General features: G+C 46.9%; 16 protein-coding genes, 15 tRNA genes and 3 rRNA genes. 4 read left to right on the top strand and 30 right to left on the bottom strand.

The window, feature by feature from the left end:
- Window positions 1-14: 14 nt before the first annotated feature.
- A complete protein-coding gene (locus P403_RS0111670) occupies window positions 15-827 on the top strand; it encodes a sulfurtransferase (protein WP_034801193.1) in 813 nt (270 codons plus the stop codon).
- 39 nt (window positions 828-866) lie between these two features.
- Here the strand turns inward: P403_RS0111670 and P403_RS0111665 are convergent, their stop codons facing one another.
- From P403_RS0111665 to P403_RS0111650, 4 genes are read right to left on the bottom strand one after another with little or no spacing between them, the layout of a single operon-like run.
- The gene (locus P403_RS0111665) at window positions 867-3,290 is read right to left on the bottom strand and encodes a glycogen/starch/alpha-glucan phosphorylase (RefSeq protein WP_029332795.1); all 2,424 of its coding nucleotides are present in this window, start codon (window positions 3,288-3,290) and stop codon (window positions 867-869) included.
- A gap of 28 nt (window positions 3,291-3,318) precedes the next feature.
- Entirely contained in the window at window positions 3,319-4,770 is a 1,452-nt protein-coding gene (gene glgA, locus P403_RS0111660; protein ID WP_029332794.1) for a glycogen synthase GlgA, read from the bottom strand.
- 13 nt (window positions 4,771-4,783) lie between these two features.
- On the bottom strand, window positions 4,784-5,884 hold the full coding sequence (gene glgD / locus P403_RS0111655; RefSeq protein ID WP_029332793.1) for a glucose-1-phosphate adenylyltransferase subunit GlgD: 1,101 nt from the start codon (window positions 5,882-5,884) through the stop codon (window positions 4,784-4,786).
- Window positions 5,885-5,897: 13 nt separating this feature from the next.
- On the bottom strand, window positions 5,898-7,058 hold the full coding sequence (locus P403_RS0111650) for a glucose-1-phosphate adenylyltransferase (RefSeq protein ID WP_029332792.1): 1,161 nt from the start codon (window positions 7,056-7,058) through the stop codon (window positions 5,898-5,900).
- 207 nt (window positions 7,059-7,265) lie between these two features.
- Here P403_RS0111650 and P403_RS0111645 point away from each other — a divergent pair, with 207 nt between their 5' ends.
- The gene (locus tag P403_RS0111645) at window positions 7,266-9,047 is read left to right on the top strand and encodes a transglycosylase domain-containing protein (protein WP_029332791.1); all 1,782 of its coding nucleotides are present in this window, start codon (window positions 7,266-7,268) and stop codon (window positions 9,045-9,047) included.
- A gap of 3 nt (window positions 9,048-9,050) precedes the next feature.
- On the opposite strand, the gene P403_RS0111640 is transcribed toward P403_RS0111645, so the two are convergent.
- From P403_RS0111640 to P403_RS0111525, 23 genes are all read right to left on the bottom strand, one after another.
- Window positions 9,051-9,617 (bottom strand): DUF5366 family protein, encoded by a 567-nt coding sequence (locus tag P403_RS0111640; protein ID WP_029332790.1) that lies wholly within the window; start codon window positions 9,615-9,617, stop codon window positions 9,051-9,053.
- Window positions 9,618-9,863: 246 nt separating this feature from the next.
- Entirely contained in the window at window positions 9,864-10,337 is a 474-nt protein-coding gene (gene trmL / locus P403_RS0111630; RefSeq protein ID WP_029332789.1) for a tRNA (uridine(34)/cytosine(34)/5-carboxymethylaminomethyluridine(34)-2'-O)-methyltransferase TrmL, read from the bottom strand.
- The gene (locus tag P403_RS16945) at window positions 10,337-10,822 is read right to left on the bottom strand and encodes a methylated-DNA--[protein]-cysteine S-methyltransferase (protein ID WP_029332788.1); all 486 of its coding nucleotides are present in this window, start codon (window positions 10,820-10,822) and stop codon (window positions 10,337-10,339) included. The genes trmL and P403_RS16945 overlap by 1 nt, the downstream gene beginning before the upstream one ends.
- Window positions 10,812-11,957, bottom strand: coding sequence for a tRNA epoxyqueuosine(34) reductase QueG (gene queG, locus P403_RS0111620; protein WP_029332787.1), 1,146 nt, complete (start codon window positions 11,955-11,957; stop codon window positions 10,812-10,814). Before queG ends, P403_RS16945 begins: the two co-directional genes overlap by 11 nt.
- Before the next feature lie 82 nt (window positions 11,958-12,039).
- Window positions 12,040-12,110 (bottom strand) — tRNA-Gly (locus P403_RS0111615).
- 31 nt (window positions 12,111-12,141) lie between these two features.
- Window positions 12,142-12,212: transfer RNA gene (locus P403_RS0111610), tRNA-Gly, on the bottom strand.
- Window positions 12,213-12,216: 4 nt separating this feature from the next.
- Window positions 12,217-12,297, bottom strand: a tRNA-Leu gene (locus tag P403_RS0111605).
- A gap of 36 nt (window positions 12,298-12,333) precedes the next feature.
- Window positions 12,334-12,407: transfer RNA gene (locus P403_RS0111600), tRNA-Cys, on the bottom strand.
- Between the two features lie 6 nt (window positions 12,408-12,413).
- Window positions 12,414-12,488: transfer RNA gene (locus P403_RS0111595), tRNA-Gly, on the bottom strand.
- Window positions 12,489-12,496: 8 nt separating this feature from the next.
- Window positions 12,497-12,568: transfer RNA gene (locus P403_RS0111590), tRNA-Gln, on the bottom strand.
- Between the two features lie 10 nt (window positions 12,569-12,578).
- Window positions 12,579-12,651 (bottom strand) — tRNA-His (locus tag P403_RS0111585).
- 9 nt (window positions 12,652-12,660) lie between these two features.
- Window positions 12,661-12,731 (bottom strand) — tRNA-Trp (locus P403_RS0111580).
- A 4-nt stretch (window positions 12,732-12,735) separates the two neighbouring features.
- Window positions 12,736-12,819, bottom strand: a tRNA-Tyr gene (locus P403_RS0111575).
- Window positions 12,820-12,855: 36 nt separating this feature from the next.
- Window positions 12,856-12,928: transfer RNA gene (locus P403_RS0111570), tRNA-Phe, on the bottom strand.
- A gap of 7 nt (window positions 12,929-12,935) precedes the next feature.
- A tRNA-Asp gene (locus tag P403_RS0111565) sits at window positions 12,936-13,011 on the bottom strand.
- Between the two features lie 7 nt (window positions 13,012-13,018).
- Window positions 13,019-13,092, bottom strand: a tRNA-Met gene (locus tag P403_RS0111560).
- 11 nt (window positions 13,093-13,103) lie between these two features.
- Window positions 13,104-13,178: transfer RNA gene (locus tag P403_RS0111555), tRNA-Glu, on the bottom strand.
- Window positions 13,179-13,211: 33 nt separating this feature from the next.
- Window positions 13,212-13,302 (bottom strand) — tRNA-Ser (locus P403_RS0111550).
- Window positions 13,303-13,328: 26 nt separating this feature from the next.
- Window positions 13,329-13,403 (bottom strand) — tRNA-Asn (locus P403_RS0111545).
- A gap of 6 nt (window positions 13,404-13,409) precedes the next feature.
- Window positions 13,410-13,525: ribosomal RNA gene (rrf, locus tag P403_RS0111540) — 5S ribosomal RNA — on the bottom strand.
- Between the two features lie 93 nt (window positions 13,526-13,618).
- Window positions 13,619-16,533, bottom strand: a 23S ribosomal RNA gene (locus tag P403_RS0111535).
- A gap of 166 nt (window positions 16,534-16,699) precedes the next feature.
- Window positions 16,700-18,261 (bottom strand): 16S ribosomal RNA (locus tag P403_RS0111530).
- Together the 16S, 23S and 5S rRNA genes with 15 tRNA genes alongside form the textbook arrangement of a ribosomal RNA operon.
- 348 nt (window positions 18,262-18,609) lie before the next feature.
- Complete coding sequence (locus tag P403_RS0111525) at window positions 18,610-19,479, bottom strand: nucleotidyltransferase-like protein (protein ID WP_029332786.1); 870 nt, start codon at window positions 19,477-19,479, stop codon at window positions 18,610-18,612.
- Window positions 19,480-19,596: 117 nt separating this feature from the next.
- Between P403_RS0111525 and P403_RS0111520 the strand changes: the two genes are divergently transcribed.
- Window positions 19,597-19,959 carry a DUF2614 family zinc ribbon-containing protein gene (locus tag P403_RS0111520; protein ID WP_029332785.1) on the top strand — a complete coding sequence of 121 codons (363 nt, stop codon included), beginning with the start codon at window positions 19,597-19,599 and terminating at the stop codon, window positions 19,957-19,959.
- Between the two features lie 13 nt (window positions 19,960-19,972).
- Here the strand turns inward: P403_RS0111520 and perR are convergent, their stop codons facing one another.
- Complete coding sequence (gene perR / locus P403_RS0111515) at window positions 19,973-20,395, bottom strand: peroxide-responsive transcriptional repressor PerR (RefSeq protein WP_420805699.1); 423 nt, start codon at window positions 20,393-20,395, stop codon at window positions 19,973-19,975.
- Between the two features lie 176 nt (window positions 20,396-20,571).
- Here perR and P403_RS0111510 point away from each other — a divergent pair, with 176 nt between their 5' ends.
- Window positions 20,572-21,870, top strand: coding sequence for a glutamate-1-semialdehyde 2,1-aminomutase (locus P403_RS0111510; RefSeq protein WP_029332783.1), 1,299 nt, complete (start codon window positions 20,572-20,574; stop codon window positions 21,868-21,870).
- 56 nt (window positions 21,871-21,926) lie between these two features.
- Here P403_RS0111510 and P403_RS0111505 read toward each other — a convergent pair whose 3' ends face one another.
- Window positions 21,927-23,717, bottom strand: coding sequence for an ABC transporter ATP-binding protein (locus P403_RS0111505; protein WP_051667387.1), 1,791 nt, complete (start codon window positions 23,715-23,717; stop codon window positions 21,927-21,929).
- Window positions 23,718-23,760: 43 nt separating this feature from the next.
- On the bottom strand, window positions 23,761-24,303 hold the full coding sequence (ntdP, locus tag P403_RS0111500; protein WP_029332781.1) for a nucleoside tri-diphosphate phosphatase: 543 nt from the start codon (window positions 24,301-24,303) through the stop codon (window positions 23,761-23,763).
- Between the last annotated feature and the right edge of the window lie 91 nt (window positions 24,304-24,394).

Raw genomic sequence — 24,394 nt, 5'->3', positions numbered from 1 at the left:
TCGAGGTGATTCAAATGTTTCCAACCATTCAAATGGCGGACTTACAACAACTCGTCCACTCGGATCAAATCCGTTGGTTCGATTGCCGCTACGATTTACGTGATCCGAATTATGGTCGTCTAGCTTTTGAGGACCAGCATGTGCCTGGTGCACTGTATCTAGATTTAGCAAATGATTTATCAGGACCTGTATCCTCTACCGGCGGGCGTCATCCTTTACCGTCGAAAGAAAAATGGATTCAAACGCTAGAAGCGCACGGCATTAAAAATGATGACTTCGTCGTCTTGTATGATGATGGTTTTCCTTATGCAGCACGTGCATGGTGGCTCTTCAAATGGGCCGGACATGAACGTGTCGTCGTGCTCGAAGGCGGTCTCTCATCCTATCTTGCGTTTGACTATCCGATGACTCGGGAGCTGGAAACTTTTGCGCCTTCTACATATGACGCTGATTTCCAAGATGACATGCTCGTCGATTTTGATGCGGTCAAAAGTCGTTCGACGGATACGCTACTCGTCGACTCCCGTTCCCCTGACAGATTCAAGGGTCAGAACGAAACGATTGATGCCGTCGCCGGTCATATTCCCGGTGCTGTCAATTGCTTCTTCGAAGAAGCGATTTCACCTGACGGAAGACTGAAGGATGCAGAAGATTTAAAGGAACTCTATGCTCCATTACTTGAAGAAGCATCTCCAATCCTCTATTGCGGTAGTGGTGTGACGGCTTGCGTCAACATACTCGCGCTGCACTCGCTCGGTAAGAATGACGTTCGGCTATACGCGGGTTCTTATAGCGACTGGATTAGTCAAACGAACGATATTTCATAATTTTTTAAAAGCCTGATTAGATCAGGCTTTTTCTTATGATCAAACTTGAACCGGCTTGATGTTCCAAATCGCGTTCGCATATTCTTTAATCGTCCGGTCACTCGAGAAGACACCTGATTTTCCAATGTTCATAATGACCATTTGGTACCACTTCTCAGGGTTTTGATACGTCCGATCGATTCGCTCTTGTGCCTGCTGATACGACTGGAAGTCTTTTAAAATCAAGTACTCATCGTTATACGTGATGAGCGAGTCATAAATCGCTTGAAACTCCCCAAGCGGGAATAATGAACCATCAACTAAGCTATCGACGATTCTCCGTAACTCCGGTTGTGAACTGTATTGGTCGTATGCATTATAGCCACCGTACTTTTTATAGTTCATGACCTCTTGCGGTGTGAGTCCGAAAATAAAGATATTTGCATCCTCGACCTCGTCCCGAATCTCAATGTTCGCTCCGTCAAGTGTCCCGATTGTCAAGGCCCCGTTCATCATGAACTTCATGTTTCCTGTACCAGACGCTTCATAACTCGCCGTCGAGATCTGCTCACTGACATCACTCGCCGGGAAGATTTTTTCAGCAAGCGAAACACGATAGTTTTCTAAGAACACGACTTTCATGTAAGGGCTGACTTCCGGATCAGAATTAATCAATTTTGCGAGTGCATTGATGTAACGAATGACTTCTTTCGCATAATGATACCCCGGCGCTGCTTTTGCTCCGAAAATAAAGGTCCGTGGTGTCATCTTGAAGGATTTATCTTCTTTTAGACGGTAATACAACGAATGGATATGCAAAGCATTAAGTAACTGGCGTTTATAGGCATGGAGACGCTTGACTTGCACATCAAAAATCGAATATGGATCGACAGTAATGCCTGTCTCCGCTTCAATCAATCGAGCAAGTTCCTGTTTATTTTCAAGCTTAATTTGTTTGATATCCTGTTGGAGTTGACGATCTTCCGACCATTTCGTCAACTTTTGCAAGTCTGACGGATGATTGATCCAGCTATCTCCAATCGCTTCCGTCACACGGTTCGCGAGTTGCGGGTTCGATAACAAGAACCAGCGACGATGCGTAATCCCGTTCGTTTTATTGTTGAAACGAAGTGGGAACATCTCGTAAAACAGACGCATCTCCCGTTGTTTCAAGATTTCAGTATGAATCTGTGCGACGCCGTTCGTCGAATGTGTCCCGACAACTGCTAAGTTCGCCATGTTGATCCGTCCATCGGCGATGATGGCGATCTCTTGCATGTGTGAAGCAAGGTGTGGATAGTTATCAAGGACGTCCTGACAGAAGCGACGATTGATTTCCTCGACGATTTGATAAATCCGCGGTAATAAATTTCTAAATAAGTCGACCGGCCAGCGCTCGAGCGCTTCGGCGAGCAATGTATGGTTCGTAAACGACATGACACTCTTCGTGATGCGCCACGCTTCTTCCCACTCATAGCCTTCCTCATCAATTAGAATCCGCATCAGTTCTGGAATCGCGACGACTGGGTGTGTGTCGTTGATATGAATCGCGATTTGATTTCCGAGCTGTTTAAATGATGCATTTCGTTTTTTGTGAGACAAGAGAATACTCCGTAAGCCGGCGGCAACAAAGAAATATTGTTGCTTCAAACGTAGGACTTTCCCTTCGTACGTCGTATCGTCCGGATAAAGAAACTCTGAAATCGTTTGAATCGATTGTTTATGTGCAAGTAAATCTTTATAGTTCCCGCTGTGCTGGTGCAACAGTTCATCATCATCATATGGAGATTCTGCGCTCCAAAGACGCAAGTTATTGACGACACCATTTTGATAGCCGACGATTGGCATATCATACGGGACGGCCCGGACAATTTCAGCTGGTTCATGATGGACACGGTACCCGCCGTCTACTTCCTCGAGCCAGACGTGTCCACCGAACGGAATATCGACTGCCTTATCGGGACGACGTATCTCCCACATGTTTCCGTTTTTGAGCCAGTTATCCGGGAGTTCGACTTGATAGCCGTCGATGATTTTTTGTTTAAATAAACCATACTGGTATCGAATTCCGTTCCCGTGTCCAGGTAGACCGAGAGCTGCCAACGAGTCTAAGAAACATGCTGCTAATCGTCCGAGCCCTCCGTTACCAAGTCCTGGCTCCGGTTCTTCTTCCGTCAAGTCTGCTAAGTCGTAGCCAAGTTCCTCTAATCCCTCGCGAACTTCCTCGAGGACGTCTAAGCTCAGCAAGTTGTTGTACAGAAAACGTCCGAGTAAAAATTCGAGCGAGAAATAGTAGACTTGCTTACTCTTTTTATGGATATAGGTTTCTTTCGTGTGCATCCAGTCTGACGTGACATATTCCCGGACCATGTAGGCGAGTGTTTGATACACATCATTCTCTGTTGCTTCACTCAGTGCTTTTCCGTGCATCGACACAAATCGCTCATTAAACCTCTTCTTGAACTTCTCTTTATCTTTAAACATGCCAAAACCTCATTTCTCTTAATCCCAATCAGTCAACAGATGGTGCGATGAGATGATAGAGTGCTAAATATTCATCGGCTGAGCGAATCCAGCTAAAATCTTCTTCCATTGCTGTCTCAATCAGATGCTTAAAGACTGGTTTATCTTGATAGACATCAATCGTTCGCTTGATCGCGTCAAGGAAGTCATGTGCATTATAATTCGAGAACGAGAAGCCATTTCCCTCTAATGTAAATTGATTGAATGGTGTCACTGTGTCTCGCAAACCACCTGTTTCACGGACGACAGGTAAAGAACCATACTTCATCGAAATCAATTGACTGAGTCCACACGGTTCAAAGCGTGACGGCATCAAGAACGCGTCGCTCCCTGCATAAATACGTTGGGCGAGTCCGACGTCAAAGCCGATGTATGAAGCCACTTTATCCGGACGAATTGTTGTCGCATGGTGGAACAAGCCCTCGTATTCCGCCTCACCTGACCCGAGAATGATAAACTGCGCGTCGAGTTCGAATAAATCAGGTAAAATGTGCGCAAGTAAATCAATTCCTTTTTGGTCGACAAGACGCGACACGAATCCGAAAAGTGGAACATCCGGATTGACCGGTAGACCCAATTCTTTTTGTAATGCTTCTTTATTTACTGCTTTTCCTTCTTCAGCCGTCTCAACATCATAATTCTCGACAAGATGCTCGTCTGTTTCCGGATTGAATTGACGGTAGTCAATTCCGTTTAAAATCCCACGAACATCGACTGCCCGGTGTTGCAAGATGGATTCTAGACTCTCGCCATAGTAGGGGTCCATGATTTCATCCCGATACGATGGGCTGACCGTCGTAATTTGATTGGCATGAACAAGTCCCGCTTTCATATAATTGACGAGACCATTATGCGCAAGTCCATCCATCGTAAAGTGTTCATGGCTGAGGCCAAGTAAATCGCCAAGAACTTCTTCTGGGAATACACCTTGGTACTGCAAATTATGAATCGTAAAGACCGTCTTGATGTCTTGATAACGCTCAAGGTGTTGGTAATGAATTCGTAAGAAAGCTGGAATGACACCGGTCTGCCAATCATGACAATGAATGACATCTGGTACTTCCGCACGATCAAGGTGTTGAATCATCTCGAGGACTGCCCGGGAAAAGTATGCGAAACGCTCCGCATCGTCGTAATGACCATAAATAATCCCATCTCGATTAAAGTAATATTCATTATCGATGAAATAAAATGTGACACCATCCTGTTTCAGACGTAGGACGGCACCAAATTGTTGACGCCAGCCGACGGGTACGATGAAATCGAATAAAAATTCCATTTCCGACTTGAACTGTTCTTTAATTTGACCATAGTTCGGTAAGACAACGGATACTTCCGCACCCTCTTCAGCAAGCGCTAAAGGGAGCGAGCCGACGACGTCAGCTAGCCCCCCCGTCTTGATGAAGGGTGTCGCTTCTGTGGCAGCAAACCATACCTTCATGATGACATCCCCTTTAAACGATTGTTTGTTTTTTGATGACGATTGGTTCTTCCGCCGTTCCACGAATCACTTGTCCGCGTTTGACAGTGACTTCTTTATCGAGAATCGCGTATTCGACGACTGCCCCTTCTTCGATGACCGATTTTTGCATGATAATCGAATTTTTAACACGAGCATGTTTTCCGACTTTCACACCCCGGAATAAGATGCTGTCTTTCGCTGTTCCTTCTAATTTACATCCATTCGCGACGAGCGAGTTCTTGATCGTCGAGCCTGGGAGATAACGTGTCGGTGGTTCATGCTTAATCTTCGTGTAGACATGTTGGAAATCATTGATTGCTCCCCACTGTTCAAGTAACAGCATGCTCTCACGGTAATACGAGCGGAGCGAATGAATGACTTGTGATGTGCCCTGATACTCGTACCCATGAACATGCAGACGGTTCAACTGCGAGCGAATGATGCTTTGAAGCAAATCATACTCGCCACGTCCAACTGCTTCGTCAACGAGACGGACGAACAAGTTTTTCGATAGGACGACTGTTTCCATATAGAATGTTTCATCAGACGGTTCAAAACCGCGCGAACCGATTGCCGTCACTCGATTTTGATCACCAAAACGAATCGGACGGCAATATTTACATGGCAAGTCACGCTTCGTATAGACGACTGTGATGTCAGCATTCGATTCTTTATGTTCACGCAAAACATCGCGATAATCTACCGCCGATAACACATTCGAACCCGAAATCACGAGGTAGTTTTCTTTACTACGCAAGAAGAAGTCGCGGTGTAAATGGAAGTTTGATAAATCGCCCCGGAATTCATGAGCATCTTGTGATAATGCCGGTGGGAAGATATAGAGTCCCCCGTTCGAACGGTCAAGATCCCACTCTTTTCCCGACCCAAGGTGGTCCATCATCGCTCGGTACTTTTCAAGCGTAAAGACGCCAATGTTGGCGATTTCATTTTGTACCATGTTCGTCAACGTGAAATCAATCAACCGATACCGTCCGGCGAACGGAACCGCGGCTAAATTTCGATGCTCCGTCAGTTCTTTAAAGAATCCTTCTTCTCCACTTAAATTAATGACACCCAATAGATCTGCTTTCATCGGTAGTTCCCCCTTATTGAATCGCTTCTTTTACGACTTCATTTTTCTTGATGACACTATTTGCCTCGATGACGAACACTTCGCCACCCGGTGTACCGATTGTTGCGCCATCTTCGACGACGACGCCGTCCGCTAAAATCGCACGATGAATCGTGACATCTTTTCCGATTTTGACGTTCGGGAAAATGACCGAGTCTTTCACGAGTGCACCTTCCGCGACATCAACGCCGTAGAAGAGAACGGAATGGTTGATTTCACCTTCAATGTGACAGCCTTCATTGATGATTGACGTTTCAATCGTCGCATTGTTTCCGATGTACTGTGGTTGTTGATTCGGGTTAACGGAATGTACTTTCCACGATGGTTCATACAAGTCGAACTCTGGGTCCGCTTCAAGTAAATCCATATTCGCTTCCCATAATGACTGGATTGTCCCAACATCTTTCCAATATCCTTTAAATTTGTACGCGCGAATATTTAAGTTCTCAAACAACATATTCGGAATAATGTTTTTCCCGAAGTCAAAGCTTGACTCGGCATCCCCGGCGTCTTGAATGAGGTGACGTTTTAAAATATCCCAGTTGAAGACATATATGCCCATTGAGGCTAAGTTCGATTTTGGATTTTCAGGTTTTTCTTCAAACTCATTGATCCGTAAATCATCATCTGTGTTTAAGATTCCAAAACGGGGTGCTTCTTCCCACGGCACTTCACGGACTGAAATCGTTACATCTGCCCCACCTTGACGATGCTCTTCAATCATCTTCTCATAATCCATCTTATAGATATGGTCTCCAGATAGGACGAGGACATAGTTTGGATCGTATTGATTGATGTAACTCATGTTCCGATAAATCGCGTTGGCCGTTCCTTCATACCAGTTCTTTCCGTTTTGGGCTTGATATGGAGGCAAGATCGTTAATCCCCCGTTTCGACGGTCTAAGTCCCAGGCACTCCCGATTCCAAGATAACGGTTCAATTCTAGTGGTTCATATTGCGTTAAGACACCGACCGTATCGATTCCCGAGTTCGTACAGTTCGATAATGGGAAATCAATGATTCGATATTTCCCTCCGAACGCGACTGCTGGTTTTGCAGTGTGTTTCGTAAGTGCTCCTAGACGTTTTCCTTCTCCACCAGCAAGTAGCATTGCCACAACATTCTTTTTAGCCATTTCGTCCCCTCCAATTTATGCTCTTTCTTTACAGTCAGACCATGGTGTAGTTTTATACAGATACTCTTATATACCCACCTTTTCTCTTTTTAATATAACATTCCTGCAAAATAGGTTTATTAAAATACGAAATTCCGAAAAAACTTCTATTCCTTTGCTTAAAAGAGACCGATAATAAGAATGAAATGTCTTTTGAGAGGAGTTTTCATGAGAATTACGACTGGCTACCTTTTATTAATTGGACTTACTATCGGTTTACTTTTGACGTTGTTTTCCGTTCGCGACCAACTCGAGACGTCCCGAAAACTTTTTCATTGGGCAGATGTACAGACGACCCGTCAACCATTGACGTCATACAGACCGATTACTGTCACATACGGCAAAGAAAAGGTGAAGTTGTACGATGGACTTCGCCGCGATGATTTAACAGCAAATGCGTTACCTAAAAAAGTCGAGCAAACCTTCATCGCTATCGAAGATCAACGTTTCTATCAGCATGGTGGTTATGATATTACAGGAATTCTTCGCGCATTCACTGAAAATCAATCGACTGACCAAAAAGGGCAAGGTGGCAGTACGATTACACAACAATTGGCTCGAATGACGTATCTTTCAAACGAAAAAACATATACTAGAAAAATAAAAGAAATTTTAATCGCCATTTCATTGGAGCAAAAATACTCCAAAAAAGAACTCTTAACGGCATATGTCAATCAAGCCTATTTCGCAAATAATATTTATGGAATCGAACTGGCATCATCCGCGTACCTCGGAAAAAAGGCGAACGATTTGACGTGGGCAGAAGTGAGTTATCTAGCAGCGATTCCGAACAACCCCACTCTATACGATCCGTTACGTTCACCTCAAAATACAGAAAAACGTCAACAGCGGATTTTAAAGATTTTAGCGAATACAGACACGATATCAAAAACGATCAAAACAAAAGAGATGGCATTATCCTTCAATAAGCCGGTCATCCCATTCCCTGACTATATTGATGCAAGTGTCAAAGAAGCAATCCGTCAAACGGCCACCATCAAAAAATTAGATTACGAGGCCGCACAACAATATCTGCATCAACATGGCGCGACGATTGTGACTTATTTGGATTCAGCGGAGCAAACACGAGCCAAACAATCCATCGTGGGACTACCTAAGGAAATCGAAGGTGCTTATGTCGGAATTGATGGACGAACACGTGGTGTGACAGCACTTGTCGGCCATAAAACTGACTTACCTGGCCAATTCAATCGGGCAACACAATCCTTTCGTCAACCAGGATCCACATTAAAACCATTACTCGTCTATGGACCATATCTCGAGAAAACAAAAGCCACGTTAAGTAGTCCTCTTGACGGTCGTCCTGTTTGCTTTGACGGCTATTGTCCTGAAAATAGCGGGAACCGGATTCTTGGTGAAGTCACACTTGCCGATGCCATTGCCTATTCCTATAACACGCCAGCCCTTCGTGCGTTTTCTGTCTCCTTCGCTGAAGGACTAAAAGCGATTCGTCCGTTTAAATTCAGCCAATGGTCGAAGCAAGACAATGCCTACACGAGTGCGTTAGGTGGATTAAAATATGGTGTTAGTCCTTATGAGTTAACGAGTGCCTACACAACGCTTGCTAATGACGGCTTGTATAGTCCAGCGTCCATGGTTCGAAGCATCACCTTATCAAAAGGCGAAGGGACGCTGTATCGGCATACTGTTCAAAATGATCGCATTTGGTCGAGTCGCACAAACCAGGTGTTACGCAAAGGATTGACGAATGTCATGACATACGGAACAGGGCGTCTTGGTTATGATGCACGCCCCGCTTACATCGGTGGAAAAACAGGGACGACGAATGACAATAAAGATATGTGGTTCGTTGGAATCAAAGATCAACACATAGGAGGGATTTGGTTAGGCGCAGACATACCACGTCCTTTCCCCGTCGAGGCCAACTCAACGCTTCAAGTAAGGACGTGGGCTAACATTCTACGCTGACGATCACTTCGGGAATAAAATCGCTTCACCTAACGAATTGAACAAAGTCAATCCGACCCAGGCTAAGCCAGCCAGTAAGATGCCCCATGCAAGAAACAAAAAGACAATCAAGCCAATCGCTCCGGCCGCAGTCGTCATCTTGCTAATTTGAAAGGTATAAAAGAAAAAATAAATCAGGAAGGAACTTGCTAATACGAGGCAGACGAGTGGAAACGATGTCATGAAAGCAAAGCTGATGCATCCACCAACGAGTAATAAAATGCTACCTGGTCGAAGCATACTCAGTGTCGTCCCGATCTGTTCCTTGATGAAAAAGGCAAACCCTAACTGATTGATTGTGTCTGAAATCAGTTTGAGCGTACTGAAAATCATAAAATAGACGATCAAAAAACCAAGCCAAACTAATAATTTAGTGTCACGTGCGCTCAAAATTTGTAACAATTCATTGTATACACCGACATCCTTTAGCCAGGAGAGTGCTAACTCCGATGTCGCAATCGCAAGCGACGTACTGAACAACAGGATGCTAATCAACGGCGCATAACTTAACAGATAGACATTCGTCCGCATTTCTAATCTCCATTCATAGAAAATTCATATGTAGCACACAATTTCTCTTACAGGTATACTATAATAGATTATATCGGTTATTGAGACTGAAGGGGGAAGCAAAAATGGCATTTATTTTAATGATTGGTGTAAGTCTCGCTTTCTTGACAGCGATCTTCACTGCAGGCTACAACAAAAAACCTGAAGGTAACGAATAATAAAAAAGCGCTGATGCATCGAATAGGATGCGTCAGCGCTTTTTTGTGTTTAAAGTAGTCCAGCGTACCCTTGCTGCCGTAATGCTTCATACACGATAATTGCAGCCGTATTTGAGACGTTTAGCGAACGAACTAAATTTGACTGCGGTAATCGAATACAACGATCGGCATTTTGGTCGATGACTTCAAGCGGTAAGCCTTTTGTTTCTCGACCGAATACAAAGAAGTAGTCTTCCTCGACATTCGACAAATCAATTTGACTTGGATACTGTTCTCCATACTTCGTGATGTAATAAAACTTCCCTTCCGGGTGCTTCTCCCATAATTCTTCAAGTGAATCATGATATCTTACATCAACAAACTCCCAATAATCGAGTCCGGCTCGTTTCAACTGCTTATCATCCGTTGAAAAACCTAGTGGACGGATTAAATGAAGAACGGAATGTGTCGCGGCACACGTTCTTGAGATATTTCCTGTATTTTGAGGAATCTCTGGTTGATACATTACAACATGAATTGCCATTATCTTCTCTCTCCTATCTCATGCGCAAGTAGCGCTTGTTTATGATCGATTCCACTCGCAAACCCCGTCAACTTTCCGGATGCTCCAATGATTCGATGACAAGGATAAATCAGCGCGATCGGGTTTCGATTCAATGCCCCACCGACGGCTCGCGCTGCTTTTTCGGAACCCATCATTTTAGCTAATGTTCCATAACTCGCTGTTTCTCCGAATGGAATCATTCGAAGATTCGTAAGAACACGCCGCTGAAAATCCGTAACGTCGAGTCGACATTGAACCCGGTCAAACGCGTCAGCTTGATGATTCTCATACGCCTCAAGCGCCTGTCTGAGATGAACCGGGAGTGGTGCTTCATAGCGGCTACTCTCACTCAAATAGTGCATCGCACGATCAATATTCAGACCAAAATCCAAATAGACAACCGTCTCTTCCACCCAGGCGACCAGCAATTCACCGAACGAAAAGGACATTTGTTTATACGGCATTGGATTCACCCCATTCGAGCAACAGGCGCTCGCCTTCCGTTTGGACATCCTCTGCTGAATCGACTGCCAGTCGTGCTTCAATGTAGCCACTTTCAACCTTACCGGCAATTCGTCCGATTGCCCATAAGGCAAGGGCACGCATATCGTCACGCTGGTCGCTTTCAGCCATCACACGTAATGCCTCGAGTGCTGACTTGTCTTGATAATGGACGAGGGCACAAATCGCATTTCGTTGAATCGGCTTCTTTCCACGCCAAGCTCCTGAAAGCGAACCGAATTTTTCCTTGAATTCTCGATTACTGAGCGACAAGATTGGAATTAAGAGTGGTTTGACTTGTTCCGGGTCCGGCTGCAACTCAGCATGTTGCGTCGCATGTTTTTTTCGATTGTAAGGACAAACTTGCTGACATGTATCACAGCCGTATAAGCGATTACCTAATGCGTAACGGAAATCTTCCGGAATCAGCGTCTTCGTTTGGGTAATAAAGGAGATACAACGTTTCGCATCAATTACCCCCGGCTCGACTAATGCATCCGTCGGGCAGGCATCGATGCACTTGTTACACGTTCCGCAGAGTTCTTCAACCGCTTGATCAGGAGGTAAGTAAAGATCTGTAATCAACTCACCAAGATAAAGATAAGATCCATGTTCTTCGCTAATGATCGAACAATTCTTTCCGCTAAAACCAATTCCTGCCCGTTCTGCGACGGCGCGATCGACGAGTTCACCAGTATCCACCATCGAACGTGTCTTTGCTCCAGGCGATAACTCTTCGATTTTTTTCTCTAGTAGCTGGAGTCGTTGATTCAGCGCCTGATGATAATCAAGCCCCCAAGAAGATCGACCAAAAATTCCACGCCGTTCCCCTGCTTTCCCACGTGGTGCATCCGTTAACTTACTCGGATAAGCAACTGCAATCGCGATGATTGATACAGCATCATCTAGCAACAGTTTCGGAGTTGTCCGCTTTTCGAGATCGGGTTCTTCAAAACCAGATGCATAATTTTTATCCTGCTGATCAATCAATCGTTGTTTCATCGTTAAAAATGGATCGGCCGTCGTCACCCGAAACACATCGATCCCAATCTCTAAAGCATATGCTTGAAGTGTTTCTTTAAGTTGTTCTCCTCGCATGACAAATCCCTCCTTTCATCATTCTATCCTAAACAAAAAGAGCAATGTGTCAGATGAAAACGACACGTTGCTCTTTTAAATAAGCGGGTGAAGGGAATCGAACCCTCATCATCAGCTTGGAAGGCTGAGGTTTTACCACTAAACTACACCCGCATGGGTTAAAACTAAGATTGTGAAAAGGTAAAGCGGGTGAAGGGAATCGAACCCTCATCATCAGCTTGGAAGGCTGAGGTTTTACCACTAAACTACACCCGCAAGATACCGGTGGTCGGAATCGAACCGACACTCCAAAGGAACACGATTTTGAGTCGTGCGCGTCTACCAGTTCCGCCACACCGGCACAATCTCTTGCAAAAACTATTGAATTGAAAAGAATTGGAGGCGCCAGTCAGAATCGAACTGACGATAGAGGAGTTGCAGTCCTCTGCCTTACCACTTGGCTATGGCGCCACTCGTTGGAGCGGAAGACGGGATTCGAACCCGCGACCCCGACCTTGGCAAGGTCGTATTCTACCACTGAACTACTTCCGCTTAAAAAGCTGGGCTGGAAGGGATCGAACCTTCGCGTGCTGGAATCAAAATCCAGTGCCTTACCACTTGGCTACAGCCCAATAATAAGAGGGCGACTGATGGGAATTGAACCCACGAATGCCGGAATCACAATCCGGTGCGTTAACCACTTCGCCACAATCGCCATAATAAACAGGGGCAGCAGGAATCGAACCCGCGCTGACGGTTTTGGAGACCGTAGTTCTACCGCTAAACTATGCCCCTATGGTGGTGGGGGGGGGCGGATTCGAACCGCCGAACCCGAGGGAGCGGATTTACAGTCCGCCGCGTTTAGCCACTTCGCTACCCCCCCACAAATGGGAAATCAACTTCATTCTTCTATAAAAGGTGGCTTTGGACGGAATCGAACCGCCGACACGAGGATTTTCAGTCCTCTGCTCTACCGACTGAGCTACAAAGCCTTAACAATGGCGGTCCTGACGGGATTCGAACCCGCGATCTCCTGCGTGACAGGCAGGCATGTTAACCGCTACACCACAGGACCGTATGTATTGCGGGGGCCGGATTTGAACCGACGACCTTTGGGTTATGAGCCCAACGAGCTACCAGACTGCTCCACCCCGCGATGATAAAAAATGGTGACCCGTACGGGAATCGAACCCGTGTTACCGCCGTGAAAGGGCGGTGTCTTAACCGCTTGACCAACGGGCCATCGTAGTGAAATTGAAACGTTATATATAATTATGGCGGAGAGCAAGGGATTCGAACCCTTGAGACGCTTATGACGCCTACACGATTTCCAATCGTGCTCCTTCGGCCACTCGGACAGCTCTCCAGTGAACGTGGTGAAGAAGTTATTAATGGCTCCGCAAGTAGGATTTGAACCTACGACCTACCGGTTAACAGCCGGTTGCTCTACCACTGAGCTATTGCGGAACGATCGCCTGGCAGCGTCCTATCCTCACAGGGGGAAGCCCCCAACTACTTTCGGCGTTCAAGTGCTTAACTTCCGTGTTCGGCATGGGAACGGGTGTGACCACTTGGCTATCGCCACCAGACATCTATTATCTTAACATTATGTTTCCATAACGTCAAGCACTTTTTTTGAAAGGCTCGCGCCCTCAAAACTGAAGTCATCAACAATCATCTGCTAGAACAAGGCCTCGACCGATTAGTATCACTCAGCTCCGCATGTCACCATGCTTCCACCCGTGACCTATCTACCTCATCGTCTCTGAGGGGTCTTTCTTGATTACTCAAAGGGAAATCTCATCTTGGAGGGGGCTTCATGCTTAGATGCTTTCAGCATTTATCCCGTCCGCACGTAGCTACCCAGCGATGCTCCTGGCGGAACAACTGGTACACCAGCGGTGCGTCCATCCCGGTCCTCTCGTACTAAGGACAGCTCTCCTCAAATTTCCTGCGCCCACGACGGATAGGGACCGAACTGTCTCACGACGTTCTGAACCCAGCTCGCGTACCGCTTTAATGGGCGAACAGCCCAACCCTTGGGACCTACTCCAGCCCCAGGATGCGATGAGCCGACATCGAGGTGCCAAACCTCCCCGTCGATGTGGACTCTTGGGGGAGATCAGCCTGTTATCCCCAGGGTAGCTTTTATCCGTTGAGCGATGGCCCTTCCATGCGGAACCACCGGATCACTAAGCCCGACTTTCGTCCCTGCTCGACTTGTAGGTCTCGCAGTCAAGCTCCCTTCTGCCTTTGCGCTCTACGAATGATTTCCAACCATTCTGAGGGAACCTTTGGGCGCCTCCGTTACTGTTTAGGAGGCGACCGCCCCAGTCAAACTACCCGCCTGACACGGTCCTCCAGCCGGATTACGGCTGCGAGTTAGAGACTCTATGCATGAAGGGCGGTATCCCAAGGGTGACTCCTCCGAAGCTGGCGCTCCGGTCTCGACGTCTCCCGCCTATCCTGTACATCATGCACAAAGCCTCAATATCAGGCTGTAGTAAAGCTCCATGGGGTCTTTCCGTCCTGTCGCGGGTAACCTGCATCTTCACAGGTACTATGATTTCACCGGGTCTCTCGTTGAGACAGTGCCCAAATCGTTACGCCTTTCGTGCGGGTCGGAACTTACCCGACAAGGAATTTCGCTACCTTAGGACCGTTATAGTTACGGCCGCCGTTTACTGGGGCTTCGGTTCAAAGCTTCGCTTGCGCTAACCCATCCCCTTAACCTTCCAGCACCGGGCAGGCGTCAGCCCCTATACGTCATCTTGCGATTTAGCAGAGACCTGTGTTTTTGCTAAACAGTCGTTTGGGCCTATTCACTGCGGCTCTACTCATGTAGAGCGTCCCTTCTCCCGAAGTTACGGGACCATTTTGCCGAGTTCCTTAACGAGAGTTATCCCGCGCGTCTTAGAATTCTCATCCCGCCTACCTGTGTCGGTTTACGGTACTGGCACCTTCCACCTCACTAGAGGCTTTTCTTGGCAGTGTGAAATCGTGACCTTCGTCCCTAGGGGACTCCGCATCGTTCCTCGATCTTGATGCCTGACGGATTTGCCAATCAGACGATCTCGAAACTTACACATGCACTTCCATCCGCATGCGTCACTATCCTCCTGCGTCCCCCCATTGTTCAAACGGTGGATCGGTGGTACAGGAATATCAACCTGTTATCCATCGCCTACGCCTTTCGGCCTCGGCTTAGGTCCAGACTAACCCTGAGCGGACGAGCCTTCCTCAGGAAACCTTGGGCTTTCGACGGAGGGGATTCTCACCCCTCTTTTCGCTACTCACACCGGCATTCTCACTTCCAAACGCTCCACTGCTCCTTACGGTACAGCTTCACAGCGGTTTGGAACGCTCCCCTACCATTCCTTACGGAATCCGCAGCTTCGGTGGTATGTTTAGCCCCGTTACATTTTCGGCGCGGCGCCACTCGACTAGTGAGCTATTACGCACTCTTTGAATGGTGGCTGCTTCTAAGCCAACATCCTAGCTGTCTAGGCAGCGCCACATCCTTTTCCACTTAACATACACTTTGGGACCTTAGCTGGCGGTCTGGGCTGTTTCCCTCTTGACTACGGATCTTATCACTCGCAGTCTGACTCCCGAGTATAAGTTGCCGGCATTCGGAGTTTAACTGAATTCGGTAACCCTGTGGGGGCCCCTAGTCCAATCAGTGCTCTACCTCCGGAACTCTCAACCTCGAGGCTAGCCCTAAAGCTATTTCGGGGAGAACCAGCTATCTCCAGGTTCGATTGGCATTTCACCGCTACCCACACCTCATCCCCGCACTTTTCAACGTGCGTGGGTTCGGACCTCCAGTCAGTGTTACCTGACCTTCATCCTGGACATGGGTAGATCACCTGGTTTCGGGTCTACGACAACGCACTATGGCGCCCTATTCAGACTCGCTTTCGCTACGGCTCCGCCTCATCAGCTTAACCTCGCGCGCTATCGTAACTCGCCGGTTCATTCTACAAAAGGCACGCCATCACCCATTAACGGGCTCTGACTACTTGTAGGCATACGGTTTCAGGATCTATTTCACTCCCCTTCCGGGGTGCTTTTCACCTTTCCCTCACGGTACTGGTTCACTATCGGTCACTAGGGAGTATTTAGCCTTGGGAGATGGTCCTCCCGGATTCCGACGGGGTTTCACGTGTCCCGCCGTACTCAGGATCCACTCTGGAGGGAAAACAGTTTCAGCTACAGGGCTGTCACCTTCTTCGGCCGACCTTTCCAGGTCATTCACCTACTGTCTTCCTTTTTGACTCCGTATAGAGTGTCCTACAACCCCGGAGAGCATGCTCTCCGGTTTGGGCTGTTCCCGTTTCGCTCGCCGCTACTCAGGGAATCGCATTTGCTTTCTCTTCCTCCGGGTACTTAGATGTTTCAGTTCCCCGGGTCTGCCTCACGCTACGCTATGTATTCACGTAACATGTCCCATCCCATTACGGATGGTGGGTTCCCCCATTCGGAAATCCTCGGATCAAAGCATACTTACTGCTCCCCGAAGCATATCGCTGTTCGTCGCGTCCTTCATCGGCTCCTAGTGCCAAGGCATCCACCGTACGCCCTTCATACCTTGATCTAGCATTTTGGTATTCTAAGAACACACGTCTAATGACATGGTTATAAAAATTTGATGTCTTGTTGATGTCTTCAGTTTTCAAGGTGCGAGTGTCTCTTACGAGACTAGAGAGACGAGCTCTCAAAACTGAACGATGGGCATGTCCCTTACGGGACGTTTTCCTTAGAAAGGAGGTGATCCAGCCGCACCTTCCGATACGGCTACCTTGTTACGACTTCACCCCAATCATCTACCCCACCTTCGACGGCTGGCTCCTTGCGGTTACCTCACCGGCTTCGGGTGTTGCAAACTCTCGTGGTGTGACGGGCGGTGTGTACAAGACCCGGGAACGTATTCACCGCAGTATGCTGACCTGCGATTACTAGCGATTCCGACTTCATGCAGGCGAGTTGCAGCCTGCAATCCGAACTGGGAACGGCTTTCTGGGATTGGCTCCACCTCGCGGTCTCGCTGCCCTTTGTACCGTCCATTGTAGCACGTGTGTAGCCCAACTCATAAGGGGCATGATGATTTGACGTCATCCCCACCTTCCTCCGGTTTGTCACCGGCAGTCTCCCTAGAGTGCCCAACTAAATGCTGGCAACTAAGGATAGGGGTTGCGCTCGTTGCGGGACTTAACCCAACATCTCACGACACGAGCTGACGACAACCATGCACCACCTGTCACCCTTGTCCCCGAAGGGAAAACTTGATCTCTCAAGCGGTCAAGGGGATGTCAAGAGTTGGTAAGGTTCTTCGCGTTGCTTCGAATTAAACCACATGCTCCACCGCTTGTGCGGGTCCCCGTCAATTCCTTTGAGTTTCAGCCTTGCGGCCGTACTCCCCAGGCGGAGTGCTTAATGCGTTAGCTTCAGCACTGAGGGGCGGAAACCCCCCAACACCTAGCACTCATCGTTTACGGCGTGGACTACCAGGGTATCTAATCCTGTTTGCTCCCCACGCTTTCGCGCCTCAGCGTCAGTTACAGACCAAAGAGTCGCCTTCGCCACTGGTGTTCCTCCACATCTCTACGCATTTCACCGCTACACATGGAATTCCACTCTTCTCTTCTGTACTCAAGCCTTCCAGTTTCCAATGACCCTCCCCGGTTGAGCCGGGGGCTTTCACATCAGACTTAAAAGGCCGCCTGCGCGCGCTTTACGCCCAATAATTCCGGACAACGCTTGCCACCTACGTATTACCGCGGCTGCTGGCACGTAGTTAGCCGTGGCTTTCTCGCAAGGTACCGTCAGGATACGAGCATTACCTCTCGTATCTGTTCTTCCCTTACAACAGAGTTTTACGATCCGAAAACCTTCATCACTCACGCGGCGTTGCTCCATCAGACTTTCGTCCATTGTGGAAGATTCCCTACTGCTGCCTCCCGTAGGAGTCTGGGCCGTGTCTCAGTCCCAGTGTGGCCGATCACCCTCTCAGGTCGGCTATGCATCGTCGCCTTGGTAGGCCATTACCCCACCAACTAGCTAATGCACCGCAAGGCCATCTCAAGGTGACGCCGGAGCGCCTTTCATCATCGGACCATGCGGTCCGAAGAACTATTCGGTATTAGCTCCGATTTCTCGGAGTTATCCCAATCCTTGAGGCAGGTTCCTTACGTGTTACTCACCCGTCCGCCGCTCATTCCACTCGCTTCCCTCCGAAGAGTTCCGCGAGCTTCCTGCGCTCGACTTGCATGTATTAGGCACGCCGCCAGCGTTCGTCCTGAGCCAGGATCAAACTCTCCATAAAGTGTTTGACTTGCTCGTTGTTGTGACTAAAAGTCACGTTGACGAAGCTTGCGCTTCATTCATTGTTTGTATCCGAAGATACGTTTTTTGCCTCATCGTTCAGTTTTCAAAGTTCGTCGTGTCGTGTTAGCGACTTTAATAAGATATCATGGAATAACTTAACCGTCAATCCTTTTTCTTATTTTTTTAATTTGTTTTTGTCTTTCAGAGCATATCAGCCTGTCGACATGTATTAATATACTATATCAAAATAGTAACGTCAACAGATTTTGATAAAAAACTTTTAATTATTTTTTCCTTCTATATATAGTATTTTCGATTCGCGATAAAAAACATATGAACCAATCGTTTAAACGACTGGTTCATATGTTACGAGTTCCACGCCCGTACCTTTTGTTTGACGATAAGAGATGCGAATTAACCCTTTACGCATAAAGAAATCGACTAAACTACCTAAATCAACCTTCAGTTCCTGCAATCGTTCATTTTCCATGAGTTCATACATCGTCCACGGGATTGTTCTTTCACGCATCACTTCAAACAAATACTTTCCACCGGATAATACTTTCGATTGAAGTAGATGTTCCAGACCAATCAAAGCTAAATGGATTCGCAATTCAAGTGTTTCTTCGCTTAACAGTAATTGCTGGTATAACTTGTACACTTCCGGATCATCCATGCGAGCTTGTTCCCAGACGACAATTTCAGGATGTGCTCCTTTTTCAAGAACGGAAAGCCGTGCTAAATGATGTAAAGCATGATGCACGTGCGTGTAAGCATCATAGTAGTTACCGCGACTAAAGAGATTACGCCCGTCTTGAAAACGACGTAGTAGTTTCGCAAAAGACAGTGACATTTGCAGGCAACGTTCTGCTTCCGGGAAGTTCAACAGCCTTTTTTTCATATCAGTTAAATAATCATTGCGTTCAAAAATAATTGTCCCTTCGGATATCCAATGGACAGCTCGCCGATTCGCGTTCAGTACAATCCATCGTGACAGTACATCTTCATGGACGACATGAAGTGACACCTTGAGTGTATCTAAGCGATAGTGTTTGATTGTCCATTCAATAGAGGAGTCCCGCGTAACAACTAGTAACAGTATATCAAATTGATCCGTCAATGAATCCTTCGGTTGCTGTTTTTCAACAGCGATGATTCCTTGCGTTTCTTGATAGGCAGCATATTCGGAATAAATTGTTCTTGTGACTTGTTCCATTCAATTCTCACCCTTCTTCACTCATACTCATCCGTTACCATTTTCGACAAAAATTCATTGTTTCCTTCTTCAGGACATAAGCTACAATATGCTAGACTGTCGTTAGGGGGAATTCAATTGAAAAAACAACGCAAGAATAAAATAAACCGCGCGCGTAACTTGGCGATGTTCCTCGTTTTTGGTGGAATGCTCGTTATGTATGGTGGTCTTCTATTAAAACAATTTGAAATCATCATGGTTATTTTAATGCTACTCGGTTTTGTCATGGTCTTAGCGAGTACTGCCTTATATTTCTTGATTGGTTTAACTTCAACGAAAGCAGCCGTTGTCACTTGTCCGAACTGTGGAAAAGAAACAAAAGTCCTCGGTCGCGTCGATTTATGTATGCATTGCGATGAGCCACTCACGATGGACCAAGAACTTGAAGGAAAAGAATTCGATGAAAAATACAATAAACACAATAAACGAGCTCCCCGTTAAAGGAAGCTCGTTTTTATTGTACGTTTGATTGGCATTCAGGACACGTCCCGTATACTTCGAGACGATGACGATCTACTTTAAATCCAGTCAAATGTGCAGCGACCGTCTCGACATCATCGAGCACCGGATAATTGAAGTCGACGATTTTACCGCACCCTTCACAAATCATATGATAATGACGTGTCGTAACGAAATCGAATCGGCTTGAAGCGTCTCCATAGTTCATCTCTTCAACGATTCCTTTTTCACGGAAAACACGTAAATTATTATAAACTGTCGCCACACTCATATTTGGAAAACGATGTTCGAGCGCACGATAGATATCATCTGCCGTCGGATGCGTATGTCCTGTCGTCAAGTATTCCAAGATTGTGTGACGTTGTGGTGTCATGCGAACGCCCGAGTCCCGTAAAGATCGTACTGCGTCATCTAGCATTTCGTTAGCCACGTCCATCCCCTCATTTCTATCTTTCATTGATTATTAGATTGTAATCTTTATAATTAGTCTACCTACATTATTCCCGTCCGTCAACGGCTCTGCTTCTGATTTGACGTCCGTGATACAATCATATCGTGATATTTTTCACGAATCAACGATTGGAGGAATCATCTATGTCAACCCATTCTACACGCCCGACATCCGAGGCGTTATACGACGTTGCCCAAAAATGTATCGTCGGAGGTGTCAACAGTCCATCCCGCTCTTTTAAGGCCGTCGGAGGAGGCGCCCCCGTTTATATGGAACGTGGAGAAGGTGCTTACTTTTACGATGTCGATGGCAATCGTTATATCGATTACTTAGCCGCTTACGGTCCAATCATCACCGGGCACGGGCATCCACATATTACGGAAGCGATTACGCATGCGGCGCAAAATGGTCTCCTATATGGTACGCCTCACCGCCTAGAAATCGACTTCGCACATAAGCTTCAACAAGCGATCCCGTCTTTAGAAAAAGTTCGCTTTACGAATTCAGGAACCGAGGCGGTCATGACGACGATACGTGTCGCGCGTGCCTACACGGGTCGTGAACTCGTCGTGAAATTCAGCGGCTGTTACCACGGGCATTCGGATTTAATGTTGATTGCAGCAGGAAGTGGTCCAGCAACACTTGGTTCACCGGACTCTGCCGGTGTAACGAAAGCAACAGCGAAAGAAGTCTTGACGACACCGTTCAACGATGTTGAAGCCTATCGTCAAATCATGGCTGAATGGGGCGATCAAGTTGCCTGTGTCCTCGTCGAACCGATTGTTGGGAACTTCGGGATTGTCGAACCGCATCCTGGATTCCTCGAAGCCGTCAACGAGATTACTCATGAACACGGTGCACTCGTCATCTACGATGAAGTCATCACGGCGTTCCGCTTCACATACGGCAGTGCTCAAGAACTGTTGAATATCCGTCCTGATATGACGGCACTTGGCAAAATCATTGGTGGTGGTCTTCCAATCGGTGCATACGGTGGTCGTAAAGACATCATGGAACACGTTGCTCCGCTCGGTCCCGCTTATCAAGCTGGAACGATGGCTGGAAATCCGGCATCGATGGCAGCAGGGATTGCTTGCCTAGAGTTACTTGAACAGCCTGGTGTCTACGAAGAATTCGAACGTCTCGGCACGAAGCTCGAACAAGGTATTCTGGAGGCAGCAGACAAGCACGCTGTCACGATTACAATCAATCGTCTAAAAGGAGCTTTGACTGTCTACTTCACAGATGAGACCGTCACTGACTACCTCGGTGCAGAACGTGCAAATAGCGAGATGTTTGGTCGTTTCTTCAAATTGATGCTCGAGCAAGGTATCAATCTTGCCCCTTCAAAATATGAAGCGTGGTTCTTGACGACAGCTCACACGGACGCAGACATCGATGAGACGATCGCTGCCGTCAATCGTGCGTTCGCACAATTGTAAGCTGTTCATTCTTTATACAAAAAGGCTATTCCGTTTTTTCCGGAATAGCCTTTTTTTCATTCGACGAGCTCGAGGTTCTGAATCGCGTACAGTTCGAAATATGCGCCACGTTTGCGCATCAACTCTTCATGACGACCGAGTTCCGTGATTTGACCATTTTCAATCACGACAATCTTATCAGCATCCGTAATCGTCGACAGACGGTGGGCGACAGTGAACGTCGTCCGTCCTTTCGCGAGACGGGCAAGCGAATCTTGAATCATCGATTCACTTTCTAAATCTAGTGCACTCGTTGCTTCATCCAGAATGAGAATCGGTGGGTTCTTCAAGAAGACACGGGCAATCGCCAAGCGTTGCTTCTGTCCTCCTGATAACTTAACGCCTCGTTCTCCGACCGCCGTCTTGTACCCTTGCGGCAGCCGTTCAATGAACTCGTGTGCATTCGCCGCTTTCGCAGCAGCAATCACTTCCTCTTCCGTTGCTTCCGGATTTCCCATCTTGATGTTCATTTCGACCGATTCGCTAAAGAGAATCGATTCTTGCATGACCATCCCGATTTGGTCACGCAGACCGCGTAACTTCAAATCACGAATGTCAACGCCGTCAAGCGTAATCCGTCCGGATGAGACATCGTAAAAACGAGGAATCAGACTGACGAGTGTCGATTTCCCTCCACCTGACATCCCGACGAAGGCGATTCGTTCCCCGGCCTGGACGTCGAGCGTCAACCGGTTGATCGCCAGTTCGCCATCTTCTTCATAAGAGAAGCTGATGTCTTCGAACTGGACGTTTCCTTTAACAGCGACCGGATCTTTCGCATGTGCTTTTTCCGTAATATCATACGGTTCGTCTAAGAATTCAAACATTCGGTCCATCGAAGCAATCGACTGTGTCAACGTCGTTGATGAGTTGACGAGTCGACCGAGTGGTGCATAGAGACGGTCGATATAACCGATGAAAGCAACCATCGTCCCGATTGTCACCTGTTCGTTCAAGACAAAAAAGGCAGCCGTACCAAAAATCAAAATCGGTGCAAAATCGGTAATCGTCGAAACGACGACGTAGGTCCGTGCATTCCAGTTCGTCTGACGAAGTGCCGCTTTTAAGAAACCATCATTTTGACCTTTGAACGCTTTGTTTTCATGTGGTTCAAGGGCGAAACTGCGGATAACTGCCATTCCGTTGACCCGCTCCGTCAAATGTCCTTGGAGTTCCGCAAGTGCTGCTGAGCGATCGCGCGTCAAACTGCGGAGCCGTCCATAAAAGAACTTCACGGCAAAGGCATAAAACGGCAGTGGAATGATTGCGACGAGCGTCAGCTTCGGATTGATCGTCCACATGATGGCAATCGCAATAAAGATCGTAATCATATCGAGCCATAAGTTCATCAAACCCGTTACAACAAAATCTTTTGTTTGTTCGACATCGTTGATGATTCGGGAGATGACTTCGCCGGTTTTCGTATTTGAATAAAACCGAAGTGATAATTTCTGAACATGATCAAACAAATTATTCCGTACGTCGAACAAAATTTTCGACGCCGACCACTGTGCTAAATACTGACGGACGAATTCAAGTGGTGGTTTGACGACGAGGAAGACGAAGAAGCCCGCTCCAATCAAATACGCCAGTTCCTTACTCCGCTCTGCAAGCGGTACCGTATTATCGGTCAGGAGGTTATCGATGATGTACTTATACAGTAACGGTAATCCGAGCGGAATCGAAAACTTGATGATCCCGACGAACACCGTCAAGAGGATTTGTTTTTTGTACGGCTTGACGAACTGCATGTAGCGACGAATCGAACCTGGCGCCTTATTTTTCTGTTGTTGAGTTTCCTTACCCATGATGATTCACTTCCTTCAATTAAAAAAAGACGATGGCGAACCATCATCTCCGATATCTTGTTTCATATTCACGATACCACGTTTCAACGAATGCCGGATTGAACGGACCTTTCCGACTTCGAATCCACTGGATTAAAATCTGGACGTTGTCCTTCAGGATACGATCAATCGCTTTCGGATAATTCATTTCCCGGCGATGTTTCTCGTACTCATCCTCATCCAAAATCATATACGACATGTCCGGATACACCTTAATGTCTAAATCATAATCAATGTACTTGACTGCTCGATCCTTTTCATCAAACGTCGAAGGTGACCCTAGGTTACAGTAATAGTAGATTCCATCCTCTCGAATCATACAGATTACGTTAAACCAGAGTTCTGTCGAAAAATAACAAATCGCGGGTTCGCGTGTCCGCCACTGACGACCATCCGATTCACTGACCATGATTCGATCATTGAATCCAATCAATTCTTCTTCCGTCGATTTAAGCACGAGCGTTTCTTCCCAAACTCTGTGTAAGCTACCATTATGTTTGAAACTTTGAATCTCAATCTTGCTACCTTCTTTTGGGAATCGACTCATGTGCTACTCCTTTCTGAAGCTTTTTTATTCAATTTTTCTATACTCTCGTGCTTATTATACCCATTTTCAGAACACATGAAAAACGAAAGGG

This window comes from Exiguobacterium oxidotolerans JCM 12280 (assembly GCF_000702625.1).
In the GTDB taxonomy this organism is placed as follows: Bacteria; Bacillota; Bacilli; order Exiguobacteriales; family Exiguobacteriaceae; genus Exiguobacterium_A; species Exiguobacterium_A oxidotolerans.
This window is presented reverse-complemented; position numbering and strand designations above follow the sequence as displayed.